This is a genomic window from Streptomyces sp. NPDC015131, from assembly GCF_043079975.1.
Taxonomy (GTDB): domain Bacteria; phylum Actinomycetota; class Actinomycetes; order Streptomycetales; family Streptomycetaceae; genus Streptomyces.
In genome coordinates this window covers 43,302-58,726 of the sequence record NZ_JBIBVB010000008.1, presented here as the reverse complement: position 1 = coordinate 58,726, position 15,425 = coordinate 43,302, and the positions used below count along the sequence as shown (strand labels likewise).

At 73.2% G+C, this 15,425-nt stretch carries 15 protein-coding genes; 6 read left to right on the top strand and 9 right to left on the bottom strand.

Features of this window, described 5'->3' with window-relative positions; genetic code table 11:
- Positions 1–12 precede the first annotated feature (12 nt).
- From ACF08D_RS28070 to ACF08D_RS28060, 3 genes are read right to left on the bottom strand one after another with little or no spacing between them, the layout of a single operon-like run.
- A complete protein-coding gene (locus ACF08D_RS28070) occupies positions 13–378 on the bottom strand; it encodes an MmcQ/YjbR family DNA-binding protein (protein ID WP_392226480.1) in 366 nt (121 codons plus the stop codon).
- 47 nt (positions 379–425) lie between these two features.
- Positions 426–767 (bottom strand): VOC family protein, encoded by a 342-nt coding sequence (locus tag ACF08D_RS28065; RefSeq protein ID WP_392226478.1) that lies wholly within the window; start codon positions 765–767, stop codon positions 426–428.
- A gap of 35 nt (positions 768–802) precedes the next feature.
- Complete coding sequence (locus tag ACF08D_RS28060) at positions 803–1,678, bottom strand: hypothetical protein (RefSeq protein WP_392226476.1); 876 nt, start codon at positions 1,676–1,678, stop codon at positions 803–805.
- A 218-nt stretch (positions 1,679–1,896) separates the two neighbouring features.
- Here ACF08D_RS28060 and ACF08D_RS28055 point away from each other — a divergent pair, with 218 nt between their 5' ends.
- Positions 1,897–2,592: a 1,4-alpha-glucan branching protein gene (locus tag ACF08D_RS28055; protein WP_392226474.1), complete on the top strand. Its 696-nt coding sequence runs from the start codon at positions 1,897–1,899 to the stop codon at positions 2,590–2,592.
- 113 nt (positions 2,593–2,705) lie between these two features.
- Here the strand turns inward: ACF08D_RS28055 and ACF08D_RS28050 are convergent, their stop codons facing one another.
- A complete protein-coding gene (locus ACF08D_RS28050; protein WP_392226472.1) occupies positions 2,706–3,203 on the bottom strand; it encodes a DUF2975 domain-containing protein in 498 nt (165 codons plus the stop codon).
- Between the two features lie 217 nt (positions 3,204–3,420).
- Between ACF08D_RS28050 and ACF08D_RS28045 the strand changes: the two genes are divergently transcribed.
- Positions 3,421–4,182, top strand: a complete 762-nt coding sequence (locus tag ACF08D_RS28045) for a TioE family transcriptional regulator (protein ID WP_392226470.1) — start codon at positions 3,421–3,423, stop codon at positions 4,180–4,182.
- A gap of 110 nt (positions 4,183–4,292) precedes the next feature.
- Here the strand turns inward: ACF08D_RS28045 and ACF08D_RS28040 are convergent, their stop codons facing one another.
- Complete coding sequence (locus ACF08D_RS28040; RefSeq protein WP_392226468.1) at positions 4,293–5,117, bottom strand: nucleotidyltransferase; 825 nt, start codon at positions 5,115–5,117, stop codon at positions 4,293–4,295.
- A gap of 289 nt (positions 5,118–5,406) precedes the next feature.
- On the opposite strand from ACF08D_RS28040, the gene ACF08D_RS28035 reads away from it, so the two are divergent.
- Positions 5,407–6,405: a DUF1259 domain-containing protein gene (locus tag ACF08D_RS28035; protein ID WP_392226466.1), complete on the top strand. Its 999-nt coding sequence runs from the start codon at positions 5,407–5,409 to the stop codon at positions 6,403–6,405.
- A gap of 28 nt (positions 6,406–6,433) precedes the next feature.
- On the opposite strand, the gene ACF08D_RS28030 is transcribed toward ACF08D_RS28035, so the two are convergent.
- On the bottom strand, positions 6,434–7,351 hold the full coding sequence (locus ACF08D_RS28030) for a PI-PLC domain-containing protein (RefSeq protein ID WP_392226465.1): 918 nt from the start codon (positions 7,349–7,351) through the stop codon (positions 6,434–6,436).
- A gap of 343 nt (positions 7,352–7,694) precedes the next feature.
- On the opposite strand from ACF08D_RS28030, the gene ACF08D_RS28025 reads away from it, so the two are divergent.
- Entirely contained in the window at positions 7,695–8,720 is a 1,026-nt protein-coding gene (locus tag ACF08D_RS28025) for a TauD/TfdA family dioxygenase (RefSeq protein ID WP_392226463.1), read from the top strand.
- A gap of 34 nt (positions 8,721–8,754) precedes the next feature.
- On the opposite strand, the gene ACF08D_RS28020 is transcribed toward ACF08D_RS28025, so the two are convergent.
- Both ACF08D_RS28020 and ACF08D_RS28015 read right to left on the bottom strand, forming a co-directional pair.
- Positions 8,755–10,296 (bottom strand): APC family permease, encoded by a 1,542-nt coding sequence (locus ACF08D_RS28020; protein WP_392226462.1) that lies wholly within the window; start codon positions 10,294–10,296, stop codon positions 8,755–8,757.
- Positions 10,293–11,762: an aldehyde dehydrogenase family protein gene (locus ACF08D_RS28015; RefSeq protein ID WP_392226460.1), complete on the bottom strand. Its 1,470-nt coding sequence runs from the start codon at positions 11,760–11,762 to the stop codon at positions 10,293–10,295. Before ACF08D_RS28015 ends, ACF08D_RS28020 begins: the two co-directional genes overlap by 4 nt.
- Positions 11,763–12,009: 247 nt before the next feature.
- Between ACF08D_RS28015 and ACF08D_RS28010 the strand changes: the two genes are divergently transcribed.
- A complete protein-coding gene (locus tag ACF08D_RS28010) occupies positions 12,010–12,309 on the top strand; it encodes a hypothetical protein (RefSeq protein ID WP_392226458.1) in 300 nt (99 codons plus the stop codon).
- A 73-nt stretch (positions 12,310–12,382) separates the two neighbouring features.
- Here ACF08D_RS28010 and ACF08D_RS28005 read toward each other — a convergent pair whose 3' ends face one another.
- Positions 12,383–13,747 (bottom strand): cytochrome P450, encoded by a 1,365-nt coding sequence (locus ACF08D_RS28005; protein WP_392226457.1) that lies wholly within the window; start codon positions 13,745–13,747, stop codon positions 12,383–12,385.
- Between the two features lie 253 nt (positions 13,748–14,000).
- Between ACF08D_RS28005 and ACF08D_RS28000 the strand changes: the two genes are divergently transcribed.
- Entirely contained in the window at positions 14,001–15,362 is a 1,362-nt protein-coding gene (locus tag ACF08D_RS28000) for a cytochrome P450 (RefSeq protein ID WP_392226456.1), read from the top strand.
- Positions 15,363–15,425 lie beyond the last annotated feature (63 nt).

Genomic DNA, 15,425 nt, shown 5'->3' with positions numbered 1-15,425 from the left:
GGGGGCGGCGGCTCACCCTCCGGTGCCTTCGCCGGGTCTGAGATCCGGGTGCTCCTCCGCGAGCCGGCCGGGAGCCGCCTGACGCCACGAGTCCACGAGGATGTCGCGCAGCTCGGCCAGGTCCTCCAGCGCGGCGAGCCGCACCCGTACCCACGCCGAACTCGCCTCATGGGGCGGTACCCAGAACTTCTCCGGCTCCGCGGCGATCAGCTCCGCGCGCTCGTGCTTCGGGCACCGTACGGCGAACGACGTCTGGTCGTCGGGGATGGTGATGTACATCTTGCCCGCCACCCGGAAGGTCGGGATGCTCCAGGCTTCCTTCTCCACCGTCTCGGGAAACGACAGGGCGATACGGCGGACGTCATCGGCGTCGATCATGACCACACGGTAGCCAGCGCCACTGACAGCGCCGCCGCAGCCGCGGTTCAGGCGGGCAGCCCGCCGAACCCGAACTCGTTGCCCTCCGGGTCCTGGTAGATGATTTTGCGTACGCCGTTGTCGTACGTCTCCCGCTGCACGGGCTCCAGCCCCCGCCCGGCGATCGCGGCCACGGTCCCGTCCAGGTCCGTGACGATGACCGTGTGCATGGCGTGCCCGGCGCGTTCGGGACGCCGCTCGACGTACACCGACCGGTGTTCCGCGAGTTCCCACAGGGCTTCGGTGTCGCTCACCACATAGGTGGGGGGCGTGCCGAACAGCCGCTCGTACCAGGACAGCGCCGCCGGATAGTCGGCGACGGGGATACCGGCGAAGAGGTCGAGGGTCATGGAGTCAGCCTAGGCCGGTGACGCCCGGCCAAAGGTCAGCCTCCGGCAGCCGCGTGGCGCACCGCCGTGACGGTGAAGCGCTCGACCTCGGCGATGTGCCCGCCGGTCGACGCCACGACGGTCAGCACCGCGTCCTTGGCCCCCTTGAACGGGACGGAGGCCGACCAGAGCCGGCCGGTGCCGCCGGCGGGGGTGCAGCAGGCCGTCCCCAGCACCGTGTCGGAGGACGGCTGGCGCACCTGCACCCGGATGCTCTCGTCCAGGCCGGTGATCCGGCCGCCGACGGTGACGGGGGAGCGGACCACGGAGCCGTAGGCGGGCGAGGTCAGGGTGAACGTCGTGTCCTTCGTGCCCACGACCGTCCACGGCGCGTCCCGGCCCGTACCGAGCCGGGCCAGGTGCACCACGGCGGCGCTGCCGGAGTCCTCCGACCCGCTCAGCCCCACGCCCACCCGGGCCCGGGTCGCGCCGATCGACCGGGTGGTGACCCGGTCGATCTCCTGGAAGCCGAGAAAGCTCCGGGTGAACGCCAGCGCGGTCCGCTCCGCGTCGAGGTGCCAGGGCTGATGCCCCCCGGACCGGTGCTCACGCTGCCACGCCCGCGCCTGAGCGAGTGTGGTGAACGGCCACATCGGCTGGAGGTCGCCAAGTCCCGGATCCGGGGCGGCGGGTGGGGGAGCGGGCGCGGCGGTGCCGGCCGGGTCCCCGGGACCCGGGGTGGTGGGTGTGGCACCGGACGAGCCGGTAGCCGCGCCGGTTGGTGGGGCCGGGCTGCTCACGGCCGACCCGGACGGCGCCGGAGCGGCGGACGACGGGGTGTCCTCCCCGCGCTCCCCGCCGCCGCACGCCGACAGGGACAGACCGGCGACGACCACGACGCCGATGACACGTGAGCGGAGCCAGACGTTCATGGGATGTCCCAGGGGCGAGGGCGACCGTCGACAGCGTTCGTCCGCCCATCCTCCCACGGGGCGGGCCCCCTTCCCAGGGCGCACACCCCGGCGCACCGGATGCGCCCCCGCGCACCACGGCGCATCCGGAAGCTCCCGCTCAGCGTGCCCAACTGAGCCGGGGCCGAGCGGGGTTCATAGGATCACGACGGACACCGACACGGAGGAGCACACCAAGCATGGCTGTCATTCACCGGACGACGATCACCCCGACCAAGCTGGAACTGCTCGCGGCCTGGCTGCCCACGCGCGCGTGGTACGTGCCCACGGGCGCCGCGCCCGCGCTGTCCCGCACCGGAGGCTTCCGGCTCGACGACCCGGAGGGCGAGGTGGGCATGGAGTTCATGGTGGTCACCGACGACTCGGGTGACGGGTCGCCGGTCACGTACCACATCCCCCTCAGCTACCGCGGCGCGCCGCTCGACGGCGACTCCGGTACGGAGAAGGGCGCGCTCATCGGGACGGCGGAGCACGGCGTCCTGGGCCGGCGCTGGATCTACGACGGAACGGGCGACCCGGTCGTGGTCGCGCAGGTCCTCGCCCTGCTGCGCGGAGACGCGGAGCCCCAGGCGCAGAGCCTGTCGAACACCCCCGACCGGTCGGTCACCCGTCATGGCACGGACGTTGTGCCGCCCGCGGCGACCGGAGAGGGAGCAGGGGGCGTTGGTGCCGGGGGGTTCACCGTGGCGGACGGCCCGGACGGCACCCGGATCGCCGTACCGGCGGCGGAGGGCGGTCTCACACTCACCGTGCACCGTGTGCTCGAACCGGCGCCGCCCACCGCCGCCCACGCGTGCGTGACTGCCCCGTGGTGCCTGCCCGACGGGACCGAACACCGGGCACCCTTCTTCACGCTGGGCACGTCCGGACAGTAGGCCCGGCCCCTCGGAGCGCCGACGGACCGGCGCGCGGGCCCATGGCCTCGCGCGGGTCCGCCGGCACTTCGATTGGAGGGGGAGCGCCTCGTCCGCCCGACCGGACGGGGCCGTCACACCACGTGGGCGATCTCCGTCTGGAGGTGCGTCGCCTTCCTCAGCAGACCGCGCATGATCACCATCACCATGACGAAGGACGCGCCCACGGCGGCGGTCCCGACGGCGGCGGCCAGCGCGCCGAGGGCTTCCATCCCGTCGTCCGGGAAGGGGATGTCGGCCAGGGCCAGGTGTCCGGACACGCCGACGGCCAGCAGGGTCGCCACGAGCGAGGACCCGATGATCACGTCGACCCACCGGAAGGCCCGCGACGTGAAGATCGAGTCGACCTCGACCATGGAGAGCAGCCGCCACACCGCGACGAGGGCGACCTGGACGCAGACGATGCCCAGGATCGCCACCGTCACATAGGGCGTGGCGAAAGGGGCGTACGGGGGGAAGCGGTCGACCTCGTCGGCCGCGGCCGTCGGGATGACGACGGCCTGGCCGAAGAGGCCGAACAGGATCGCGGCGATGATTCCGGCCCGGAGGATCCCTATGAAGACGTGAGGCATCTATCGATTGTCGATGGGTAACGATCGAAAGTCAATCAACTCGTGGGGGCAAGGCGGCCCTTGACCACCGGGACCGGCACCGGGACCGGGCAGCGGAACCGGGACCCGGACCGGTCGGCGGAACCGGGACCGGCCGGCGGACCGGAGACCGCACCGGGGCGCGGCCGGGCGGCTTCTATAGGCTGGTCGAGCCCCACTCGCACCCCCTCCCCACCCGGTGATCAGCTTGCGGCCCTCCGACCTCGCGCGCGAACACGGCATCTCGACCCAGGCGGTCCGCAACTACGAACGGGACGGCTGCATTCCGCCCGCCGAGCGCACCCCCAGCGGCTACCGCGTCTACACCGAGGCGCACGCCGCGGCGCTGCGTGCCTTCCTGGCGCTCGTACCGGCACACGGGCACGCACCGGCCGTCGGGATCATGAACGCCCTCCACGACGACCGCCTCGACGACGCCCTGGCCCTCATCGACCGGGGCCACCACCAGGCGCTCCGCGACCGCGAGACCCTCGACGCGGTGAAGTCCGCGATCCACCACCTGACGCAGGAGCCCCCGACCCCCGAGGTCGCGGCACCGGAACGCCCGGCGGCTTCCCGCCCGGCCGGCGACACCGGCCCCGCACCCTGGACGATCGGTGAACTCGCCCACCGGCTCGGCGTTACCCCGGCCACCCTCCGCAAATGGGAGGACGCCGGCATCCTCGCCCCCGCCCGTGAACCCGTCACCGGCTACCGCCTCTTCCGGACGGAAGACGTACGCGACGCCGAACTGGCCCACCTGCTCAGGCGGGGCGGCCACCGCCTCGACCACATCGCCACCGTGGTCCAGCAGGTCCGTACGGCCGGAGGCACCGCCCCTCTCGCCCGGGCGCTGGACGACTGGCAGCACAAGCTGACCGCGCGCGGTCTCGCCCTGCTGACCGCCGCAAGCCGGCTCAGCGACTACCTGACCCTGACCGGCCGGACCCCCGGAAGGTGACGGAGGCGGCCGGGCCGGCACCGGCGCCCCGGCCCCGCCGCCGTCAGGCGCCCCCGCCGGTGCCGGTGCCGGTGCCGGACGGCGCACCCGACTCTCCGGCCCCGCCGCCGTCAGGCGCCCCCTCCGGTGCCGGTGCCGGACGGCGCACCCGACTCCCCGCCGGTGCCGGACGGCGCGCCCCGCTCCCCGCCCTCCGCAAGAGTGCGCCGGATGCCCCGCCGTACGAACGCCCGCGCCCGCACCGCGCGGCGGGCGCGACCCCTCCGGCCGATCGGCCCAGGGGCCCCGTACCGGCGGTCGCGGATGTCACGCACCACGTCCGGCGGCGCGCCCATCTCCAGGAGCTCCGCCAAGGCCTCGCGCTTCGTCGTCAGGCGCCCCTCGCGGAGCGTCACCCGCGAACGGGCCAGCACCAGCATGCCCAGGTCGACCCAGCCGTCCTGCCACCAGAGCCACGGCCTGCCCGTCGCGGGCAGCCAGTACGTGGCGAGATTGCGCCGTACGTACTCCTCCAGCTCACCCTCGGCGAGCGGAGGGAGCAGCCGCGCGGGCTCCGGCCCGTACAGCACCCGGCCGCCCTCGAACAGCTCACGCCGGGTCACGGGCGTCACCGGGCGCTCCAGCATCCTGCCGTGCGCCCAAGTCACATGGTCCGCCCCGGAGTCGGCCAGCGCATCCCTCGCCATGTACGAGCAGTGCAGCTTGGCCGCCGCGGGCTCCTCGTCCATGAGCCGCTGGTGCAGCTCCGCCAGCGCCTCCCACCGCTCGCCGCTCGGCGCGGTCCCCACCACCGCGATCAGGTCCAGGTCGCTGCGTTCCGGACGGAAGTCGCCGAGCGCCAGCGAACCGTGCGCCCAGACGGCCACCGCCGGCACCACCAGGCGTACGTCGGCGACGAAACGGGCGAGTACGCGTTCCACGCTGGTCGCGGTCATGGCGGCCATCCTCGCAGAGCGGCCCTACAGCACACCGCTCCTTTTCCCGCGTCCTGCGCCCCCCACATCGCCACCCGCGCCGCCGTGCGCCGCCGTCCGGGAGTCCCCACACCGCCACCCGCCACACGCGCCGCCGTGCGGACGGGCCATGCGAGTGAGGCGGCCCGGTACGCGCGCGTGGCTCGGGCCCGGACGCGGAGCCGCCCCGCGATCCTGGCGCGCACAAGGAGCCGGACGGCCCGGGGCACGCCCGGTGCCCGCGCCGCCCTGCGAGAACGGGAGGCCCACCATGACGACCGAGGACGCACGCGGCACACGAGCGACAGCGCCGACCAGGCGCCGCCTGCTGGCCGCCGGGGCCCTGGCCCCGGCCGCCCTCGCCCCGGTCCTGGCCGGGGCGGAGCCAGCCGCCGGCGCGCCCGCGTCCGCTTCCCGGGGCGGCTCGGTGCCACTGCGGCCACTGACCACGAGGCTCGCCGACTGGCGACGGGTCGCCGAAGTGCTGCGTACACCGGGGAAGTTGACCGGGGGCGACACGGTGTTCCGGGCGAACTTCCCCCGCGGTGACCTGCGGGTGTCGTCGCACGGGGTCGCCGGGGTGCCCGTGGCGTCGTACGCGGCGTTCGCCCGCTATCCCGACGGCCGGACCATGCTGATGGGCGACGTCGTCGCCACCGAGCCGGAACTCCAGCGGGTGACCGACGCCCTTCAGGCACACGGCCTGGAGCAGACCGCCATCCACAAGCATCTGCTGGCGCACCGCCCGGACCTGTGGTGGACGCACGTGCACGGCATGGCGCCCGACGGCGTCCGTCTCGCGCGCGCCATGCGGGCCGCGCTGGACGCCACCTCCACCCCGGAGGCGGAGGAGTCCGCCACTCCCGAGGAGCCGGTGGACCTCGACACCGCCGCGATCGACGCGGCCCTCGGGGCACGCGGCAGGAGCGAGGCCGGCTACCGCTTCTCCTTCGCCCGCCGGGAGACGGTCAGCGACCACCATTACGTCGTCCCGGCGGCCATGGGGGTCACCACGGCCATCACCTTCCAGCCCGTGGGCGACGGGCGGGCCGCGGTGTCCGGTGACTTCGTGATGATCGCGGGCGAGGTGCAGGCGGTCATCGCCGCGCTCCGCAAAGGCCGTATCAGCGTGGTCGAGCTGCACAACCACGGCCTGCGCGACGAGCCGCGCCTCTTCTACCTGCACTTCTGGGCCGTCGGGGACGCGGTCCGCCTCGCCCGCACCCTGCAGCGGGCCAAGGCGGCCACCAACGTCGTCCCCGCGACCTGACGACACGTCACCATCGAGGCACAACGGCTCAGCGGCGGGCGTCGAGTTCCGCGACGACGGACGCGGGGGTGTGGCCGCTGCCGTCGGACAGCCGGTGGAAGTCGACGGAGACGTAGTTCGGATCCCGGCCGCCGGCGGCCGGGCGGCACTGCTCGGCGACGCGGTCGCGCAGCTTGGTGCCGTTGTCCAGGGCGGCCGTGAGCACGGTCGGCACATTGCGGTGGTGGCTCATCGTGAACAGCCGCCGGAAACCCGGCTCCTGGCGGTCCAGTGGGACGTCGGGCCACCGGCTGACGCACCGGGTGTCCTTGCCCAGGTCTCCGAGGCTCCAGAAGTTGCTCACCGTCCACGCCCGGTCGTGCATGACACCCAGGTGCTCGCGGTCGGGGCGGTCGGAGAAGATCAGCAGGCGCTTCCCCGCCCCGACGAGGTCGGCGACCTTCGGCCAGCCGCTCTGGCGCACTCCCCACTCGTCGGGCCGGAAGAGCACCTCGGACAGGCCCCGGACCCGGCCCAGCGACCGTTCCAGCTGCCCGGCACTGACGTAGTCCTCCAGGAAGACGGTCACCACCTCCTGCGGATGCGCCGCCAGGAAGTCCACCACCGTCTGCAGCGTGCCGTGGAACGTCTGCCTGGGGAGGGCATAGGTGACACCGGCGAAGGTCGTGCAGCCGCCGTGGCACAGGTACACGTCGCTCGGGTAGCAGTCGCTGCCGAAGCTGATGACGCACAGCCACGTGCTGCGCTCGTACCAGTGGGTGTCCAGGCTCAGGCCGCGGACGCCGTTGTCCAGCTGCGCCCGCACCGACTCGCTCTGGCTGACGGAAGTCCAGCGTGAGTCGTGGTAGTTGGTGAAGGCGTTGTGGGTGGTGAGGAAGGTGGCCTCGTCCAGGCGCCGGTCGCCCCAGCGGGCGTACGCCGCCCCCGGCGGGGGAGTGGCCGACACGTTCGTGGTGCCGCCAGGCGGGGCGGGGGACGCGGAAGCCGGCGTACCGAGGAGCGCCAGCAGAAGCAGGACCACAAGAGCGGAGAGGCGGCGCGGTCGTCCGGACCCATGCCGGTGCGGTGCCCCTCCGTGGCTGCCCGGTCGGTGCAGCCGGGGCTGCGGGCGCCAGCGCAACATGCTCATGTCAACCATGAACCGAGCGTAGCGCCCGGCACGCCGGACCGCCCCCACCGGGACGGGACGAGTCCGGCAACACGCCCTGCACCCACGGTTTTTGGCGATGACGTGCTGGGCACGATCGACACGCCCGCCTTCAGCCGCTTCTCCGCCCCCGGAGGCGTCCATGCAGACACCGGGACCTCTCGCCGTCACCGCACCCCGGGCCTGGGACCGGGACACCCTGCGGGACGAGGACCTGATGGTGCCGGTGCCCACCGCCTGGGTCGACGCCCTTCGCACCGTACCGCCGGACCGGCGCTGGACGTCCGCGCCGCCACCGCCCGCCCGGTTCACCGACGACCTCGTCCACCGGCTGCGCGAGGGACCGGGGGTCGCCGTGGTGCGCGGATGGCCCCTGCGCGGCCTGAGCGACCGCCAGTGCCTCGACCTCGCGCACTGGTTCACCGCCTTCCTCGGCACGCCCCGGCCCACGGAGAGCGGGACGCAGGGCCACGTCATACTCACGGCCCACCCCCAGGGCCACAAGTACCCGGCCCCCGGCACCACCCACCCCCAGGACCCCGGGCCCCCGGCCCCCGCAACCGCCCGCCCAGACGCCGCCGAACCCCCGCCCGCCGAACCCCCGCCCGCCGTCGCGCCCTCGCCCGCCGCCGCGCCGCCCCCGCCCGCGCAGGACGCCGACGACCGCGACCTCGCCTTCCACACCGACCGCGCGGGCCCGCCCGGCCCGCCCCGCCTCCTGGGCCTGCTCTGCGTCCGCCAGGCCGCGTACGGCGGCGAGTCCCTGCTCGCCTCCGGGCACACCGTCCACAACCGGCTGCTGGAGCGGTACCCCACCGCCCTGCCGCGGCTGCGCCGCGACTTCCACTTCGGGCGCGGCGACGGCTTCGACCGCGTCCACCCGGTCTTCCGGCTCCGCGACGGCACCCTGCTGACGCGCTACAACCGCCACTGGATCGAACGGGGCCAGGAGGAGGCCGGCGCGCCGCTGTCCCCCGGGGACCGGGCCGCGCTGGACGCCGTCGACGCGGTCCTCGCCGACCCCCGCACCGCACGCCGCGTCCGCCTGCGCCCGGGCGACTTCCTGCTGCTCGACAACACCGCCGTCCTGCACGGCAGGACCGCCTTCACCGACGCCACCGACGACCCGGAGTGCCGCCGCTGCCTCGTACGCGTATGGGTCGACTGACGGGGACCCACGCGGGGTGCGTACGCGGTGATGGTCAGGGTACGTCGGCCCGGTGCTCCTCCAGCACGCCCGTACGGTGGCGCTGGACGAACCAGTAGTAGGCGAAGCCGCCGAGGGCCACGATCCCGATGAAGAGGAACGCGCCCCACCGCAGGTACCAGTGCTGCGGACCCGTCGCGTTGTAGACGTCGGGGCGCGGCCACGCCAGGTTGATCGACATGGCCAGGCCCCACAGCACCGCCAGGATGTTGATGGGCAGCCCCAGCCGGCCGAGCGAGAAGCGGCCCTCCTTGGGGTGCCAGGTGCCGCGCAGCCGCTGGAGGAGCATCGGCACCGTGACCATCAGATAGGCCACGTAGATCATGATGATCGCGATGCTGGTGATCACCGAGAAGATCTGCGGCTGGTTGATGTTGATGACGAGGATGATGACCCCGACCAGGCCGATCACCACGGCCGGGATGACCGGCGTCTTGAAGCGGGGGCTCACCTTCGCCAGCACCGAACCGGCCGGCAGGTTGTTGTCGCGTGCCATCGCGAACATCAGCCGGATGCCGGCGGCGTGCACCGCCAGGACGCACACCGTGATCGCCACCACGACGCACCACAGGAAGATCTCGCCGATCGTCGAGCCGAGCGTCTCCAGCACCACGTACTGCAGGCCGCCGGTGGACAGTTCCTCCGCCTGGAGGTCGGGTACGGCCATCAGGGCGAACAGCAGGATCATGCCGCCGATCAGGAACGACGCGATCAGCGCGCGCAGGATCGCCCGGGGAGCGTTGCGCGAGGGGTCGTGGGACTCCTCGCCGAGCGAGGACGCGGTGTCGAAGCCGTACATCACATAGGCGGAGGCCAGCGACGCGGTCAGGAACGCGCCGAGATAGCCCAGGTTCTCGCCCGCGCCCAGTCCGTACGTATCGGTGAGCACGGTGCTCGGGCCGCGCGTGATGTTCGCCGCGAGGAAGATGATCAGACCCACCGCCGCGATCAGCTCGATGAACACACCGGCCGAGTTGATCCGGGCCATGAGCTGGACGCCGAAGGCGTTGACGAGCGTCGAGAAGACGATCAGCACCGTGCCCAGCAGCACGGCGTTCTTGGCCGCGTCACCCGGCTGGCTGCCGTCGCCCACGAACTGGAACCAGTCGTCGATCTGCGGCAGCGTGATCTGGTAGGCGAGCGCGACGGCCGACAGCGTCACCATCGTCGCCGTCGTCATCATCCAGCCGCCGAGCCAGCCCACGTGCGGGCCGCCCATCTTCTTCGCCCAGTTGTAGACCGATCCCGCGACCGGATAGCGGGCGGCCAGCTCGCAGAAGCAGAGCGCCACCATCAGCTGGCCGGCGAAGACCATGGGCCACGACCACCAGTACGCCGGCCCGCCGAACGTCACACCGAAGTAGAACAGCTGGAACGTGCCGGTCAGGATCGAGATGTAGCTGATGCCCGCGGCGAACGTGTGGAAGTTGCCGAGCGTACGCTTCAGCTCCGGCCGGTAGCCCAGCTCGGCGAGCGAGTCGTCGCCCTTCACGACCTCCGGGGGCCCCTGCGGGTCCTTCGCTGCTCCGGTGCTCATGAGAACCACCTCTGCGGTACGGGGGCCAGCCTGCGCCAGACGTGCTTGGCCTCCTGGTACTCCGCCAGCCCGGCGGGCCCCAGTTCGCGGCCGAACCCGGACTGCTTCATGCCGCCCCACTCCGCCTGGGGGACGTACGGATGGAAGTCGTTGATCCACATGGTGCCCGCCCGGACGCGTGAGGCGACCCGGTGCCCCCGGTCCGTGTCCTGCGTCCACACGGCGCCGGCCAGACCGTAGACCGTGCTGTTCGCCAGGGCCACCGCCTCGTCCTCGTCGCGGAAGCGCTCCACGGTCAGTACCGGGCCGAAGGACTCGTCGCGGACGACGGACATGTCCGCCGAGCACTCGTCCAGGACGGTCGGCAGGTAGTAGAAGCCGTCCCGCAGCTCCGGCTGCTCCGGACGCTCGCCGCCGCAGCGCAGTACGGCTCCTTCGGCAAGCCCGGCGGCCACGTACGCCTCGACCTTCTCGCGGTGGGCGGCGGAGATCAGCGGGCCGGTGCGGGCGTGCTCGTCGAACGGGCCGCCGAGGGGGATGCGGCGCGCCTGTTCGACGACGGCCTCGACGAACGCGTCGTGCAGGTCGTCCTGCACCAGCAGCCGGGCACCGGCCGAGCAGACCTGGCCGGAGTGCAGGAAGACGGCCATCAGGGCGTGGTCGACCGCCGCCTCGAAGTCCGCGTCGGAGAAGACGATGTTGGGGTTCTTGCCGCCGAGTTCCAGGGCCACCTTCTTCACCGTGGGCGCCGCCGCCGCCATGATGCGCCGGCCGGTGGCCAGACCGCCGGTGAAGGAGACCAGGTCGACCCGCGGGTCCTCGGTCAGCGGGGCGCCGGCGGCCGGACCGGCCCCCAGCACCAGATTGGCCGCCCCCGCCGGCAGCCCGGCCTCCGTGAGCAGCCGCATCAGCAGGATCGCCGTGTGCGGGGTCAGCTCGCTCGGCTTGAGGACGAAGGTGTTCCCGGCGCCCAGTGCGGGCGCCACCTTCCACGCCGTCTGGAGGAGCGGATAGTTCCACGGAGTGATGAGCGCGCACACCCCGACCGGTTCGTGCACCACCCGGCTGTCGACGCCCGGGTCCCCTGTGTCGACGACCCGGTCGCCCCCGCCCGCCGCGACCAGGTTGCCGAAGTAGCGGAAGCAGTTGGCGATGTCGTCCATGTCGTAACGGCTCTCCACCAGGCGCTTGCCGGTGTCGAGCGACTCCGCGCGGGCGAAGTCCTCCTTGTCGCGCTCCAGCAGCTCGGCGGTGCGCAGCAGCAGGCCGCCCCGCTCGGCGGCCGGAGTCCCGGGCCAGGGGCCGTGGTCGAATGCATCCCGGGCCGCGGCCACCGCGGCTGCGGCGTCGTCCGGTCCCGCCTCGTCGACCGTCGCGACCAGCGACCCGTCGGCGGGACAGCGGATGTCGCGCGTCCCACCCCCGGACGCGGCGACCCATCTCCCGCCGATGAACAGCTCCGGCATTGGCGACCTCCAGAAGGGCCGGGCGCCCCTCCGGACACCCGGTTGCTCACGCCCGACAGTAGCGGCGCTCACCGCAGGGCGCAGCGCGGCGGACCGGGGGAGTGGCGGGAGAGCCGTGCGCGGCGGGACGAGCGTCCGTACGCGCGCGTGCAAGAGCGGGCCCCTGCCTGCTCCTACCGTGACCGGGACGGTTCGCGCCGCGACCCGCGCGCGAACGACCCTTCGTACGCACTCGTCTGGAGTACCCGTGAACACCTCCCGCCCGGCCCGTCCCGCCACCCGCGCCCTGGTCCTCACGCTGACCGCCCTGGCCGCCCTCGCCGTCCCCGCCACCGCGCACGCCGCCCCGGCCGCCTACAGCCCGCAGTGCCGCAGCGACGTGGCCGAGGGGAGGGCCTTCCTCACCAAGCTGGGCCGCAACCCCCACACCAACGACCCGAAGGTCGTCCTCCAGAAGCTGGACGAGGTGTTCCCTCTCATCGCGGGCCAGCCGGCCCAGCTGGCGGCCCGCATCCGCGCCGACATCGTCCGGAGCTGCTTCGCCTGAGCCCGCCCGAGTACGCCGCGACACCCCGAACCGCGCCGCGCGCCGCCCGGCAGCGCACGACGGGCGCCCGCCGCTACCGGGCCCGCGACCACCGCCCCCGCGCAGACTCCCGAGGCACGGCCCCGGCGGCGTGGCCCGCAGGCACCGTCGCCCGCGCGCCGACGGGCGCCGTCCGGCGCTGCGGGGCGAAGACCACCGGCAGGCTCGTCAGCCGCCGCGACATCCACGTGCCGACCACCCGGACCTGGTCGTCCTCGATGGCCAGCCGGATGTCGGGAACGCGCTCCAGCAGCAGGTCGATGCCCGCCTCCGCGATGGTCCTGCCGAGGTCCTGCCCCGGGCACTCGTGCACACCGGCACCGAAGGCCAGGTGGGACCGGTTGCCGTGCATCGGGACGTTCAGGTCCGGCCGGATGTCCGGATCGACGTTGCCGGCCGCCAGGCCCAGCATCACCATGTCCCCCGCCATGATCCTGCGACCGCCGAGCTGCGTGTCGCCCGTCGCCCACCGGGTGGGCACCACGGCCAGCGGCGGGTGGTCCCACAGCACCTGCTCCAGCGCGTCCGGCAGGGTCATCTGGCCGCCCGAGAGGTGGCCCCGGAACCGCCTGTCCGTCAGCACCATGCGCAGAGCGCTGGCGATCAGGTTCGCCGTGGGCTCCAGCGCGGCCACCAGCACCAGCCGCAGATGCTCCCGCACCTCCTCGTCCGTCAGCCCCGCCGGATGGACCAGCAGCCAGCTCGCCAGGTCGTCGCCGGGCTCCGCCTTCTTCCGCTCCACCAGATCGCGCACCTGCTCGACGACGAGCATGTTGCTGCTCAGGGCGGTCTCGCCACCGGCGATCATGTCCGTCACGGCGGCCCCCACCTTCAGGGCATCGGCGTCACGGATCCCGAGCTGCCGGCAGACCACCAGAGCCGGGAGCTTCCTGGCGAAGTCGGCCACGAGATCGGCCCGTCCCGCCGCCACGACGTCGTCGATGAGAGCCGTGGCATAGCGGGTGATGTAGCGCCGCATACGGGGCCGGTTCACGCGCGCGAGGCTCTCGGTGACGGCCCCCCGCAGCCGGGCGTGCTCCGCCCCGTCCGTCAGGGCCACCAGCGGCTGGGGAGCGGTGATGGGCAGCAGAGGCGAGTCCGGGGCCAGGGAACCCTCCTTGATGGCCCGCCAGTGCCGGGAGTCGGACGAGAACCGCGTGGAGCGCATCACCTCGAGGTTCTCCCGGTGTCCCAGCACCAGCCAGGCAGGCACGCCCCCGTAGAGCTGGACGGGAGCCACCGCCCCGTGCTCGGCGCGGAGTTGCTCGTACAGGGCGTACGGCTGCGACTCCGCCTCGGGGCCGTACAGCGGTCGCAGTCCCTGCGTGGCGTGGGCGGGACAGCCGGCGGGGGCCGTCCCTCCGAGGGGACCGTTCGGGACGGGGGGCGGGGTGGTCACGAGTCCTCCGGGCACCGGCCGGGCTGGTCAGGAGACAAGCCCGTACCGAGAGTGACGACGGGTCAGCAACGCGCAGCTTACTGGCGCCGTGTACCTGCCAGGAGAGCGGCCCCCCGTCTTCACGGAGGTAGCAGAGCCCCGGACTTGGGTAACGCTGATCTTGCTCGGGCTCGCCGCCACCACCGGCGCGAGACCGACACGCGCGGGACGAAGGCCGTCCGGCGCGTGCACCCCGCCAGAGAGGACCCCCCGAATGTCGTCCGTCACCCTGCCGAGGCCGCTCACGGCCGTGCCCCGCGTGCCGGGAGCCGTCCCGTTCCTCGGCCATGCGCTCGCCCTGTGGCGCGACCCCCTGGGCTTCCTGTCCTCCCTGCGGCGGCACGGCGACCTGATACGCGTCGATCTCGGAACGATGCCGATGTACGTCGTGACCACGCCCGACCTCGTGCACGAGGTCACCGTCCGGCAGGCCGGAAGCTTCGAGAAGGGCCGCTTCTTCGACCGCCTGCGCCCCCTCGCCGGCAACGGACTGGCCAACTCGGACGGCGAGCTGCACAAGAAGCACCGCCGGATGATCCAGCCGATGTTCTCCCGGGAACGGATCACCGGATACTCCGAGATCATGAGCACCAACGCCCAGGCGCTCGCCGACTCCTGGCAGGACGGTGACGTCGTCGACCTCGAACCGGCCATGGCCGGGTACGCCGTCGAGACGCTGGCCCGCACCCTGTTCTCCACCGACATCGGGCTGCCGGCCGTCGACGCCGTACGCAAGAACCTGCCGGTGCTGCTGACCAACCTCCTCGTCCGCGCGGCCTCCCCGAAGATGCTGGACCGGCTGCCGATCCCGGCCAACCGGCGGTTCGACAAGGCGGCCGCAGCCCTGCGCGCGGTCATCGACGAAGTGATCGCGACCTCCCGCGCCACGGGGGAGACCGGCCACGACGACCTGCTGTCACTCCTCCTGGCCGCCGAGGACTCCGAGAGCGGCAGCCACCTCTCCGATGTGCAGGTGCGTGACGAACTGGCCACCATCCTGTTCGCCGGCGCCGAGACCACGGCGGCCACCCTCGCCTGGACGTTCCACGAACTGGCCACCCGCCCCGACGTGGAGGAGGCCCTCCTCGCGGAGATCCGGCAGGTCGTCGGCGACGGCCCGGTCACCGCCGCACACGTCCCCCGGCTGACCGGCATACGACGAGTGATCGACGAGGTGATCCGGCTGCATGGCGTCACGCTCCTGATGCGCCGTACCACCGGCCCCGTCACCCTGGGCGGCGTCGACATGCCGCCCGGCACCGAGGTCGCCTTCAGCCTGTACGCCCTCCACCGCGACCCCGGGCTCTACGAGCACGCCGACCGCTTCGACCCCGACCGGTGGCTGCCCGAACGCCAGGCAGCGGGCCCGGGCCGCCGGGCCTACATCCCCTTCGGCGCGGGCAACCGGAAATGCATCGGCGACCTGTTCGTCTGGACCGAGGCCACGATCGCCATCGCCACCCTGCTGCGCCGGTGGCGCCTCGTGCCCGTCCCCGGACACACGCCCAGGGAGGTCGCGTCGGCGGTCGCGCACGCCGATCGCATCCCCATGACCGTGGTGTCACGCGGCCAGTAGCCGTCCGCCCGGTGCGCCGCTCGGCCTCCAGGCCTCCCGGGTGCCCGATCGCCGGGTCCCGGC

What these genes read in the sequence shown, in the direction of transcription:
- ACF08D_RS28070 (WP_392226480.1), bottom strand. Translation starts at nt 378, where the DNA reads ATGATCGACGCCGATGACGTCCGCCGTATCGCCCTGTCGTTTCCCGAG.
- ACF08D_RS28065 (WP_392226478.1), bottom strand. Translation starts at nt 767, where the DNA reads ATGACCCTCGACCTCTTCGCCGGTATCCCCGTCGCCGACTATCCGGCG.
- ACF08D_RS28060 (WP_392226476.1), bottom strand. Translation starts at nt 1,678, where the DNA reads ATGAACGTCTGGCTCCGCTCACGTGTCATCGGCGTCGTGGTCGTCGCC.
- ACF08D_RS28055 (WP_392226474.1), top strand. Translation starts at nt 1,897, where the DNA reads ATGGCTGTCATTCACCGGACGACGATCACCCCGACCAAGCTGGAACTG.
- ACF08D_RS28050 (WP_392226472.1), bottom strand. Translation starts at nt 3,203, where the DNA reads ATGCCTCACGTCTTCATAGGGATCCTCCGGGCCGGAATCATCGCCGCG.
- ACF08D_RS28040 (WP_392226468.1), bottom strand. Translation starts at nt 5,117, where the DNA reads ATGACCGCGACCAGCGTGGAACGCGTACTCGCCCGTTTCGTCGCCGAC.
- ACF08D_RS28035 (WP_392226466.1), top strand. Translation starts at nt 5,407, where the DNA reads ATGACGACCGAGGACGCACGCGGCACACGAGCGACAGCGCCGACCAGG.
- ACF08D_RS28025 (WP_392226463.1), top strand. Translation starts at nt 7,695, where the DNA reads ATGCAGACACCGGGACCTCTCGCCGTCACCGCACCCCGGGCCTGGGAC.
- ACF08D_RS28020 (WP_392226462.1), bottom strand. Translation starts at nt 10,296, where the DNA reads ATGAGCACCGGAGCAGCGAAGGACCCGCAGGGGCCCCCGGAGGTCGTG.
- ACF08D_RS28015 (WP_392226460.1), bottom strand. Translation starts at nt 11,762, where the DNA reads ATGCCGGAGCTGTTCATCGGCGGGAGATGGGTCGCCGCGTCCGGGGGT.
- ACF08D_RS28000 (WP_392226456.1), top strand. Translation starts at nt 14,001, where the DNA reads ATGTCGTCCGTCACCCTGCCGAGGCCGCTCACGGCCGTGCCCCGCGTG.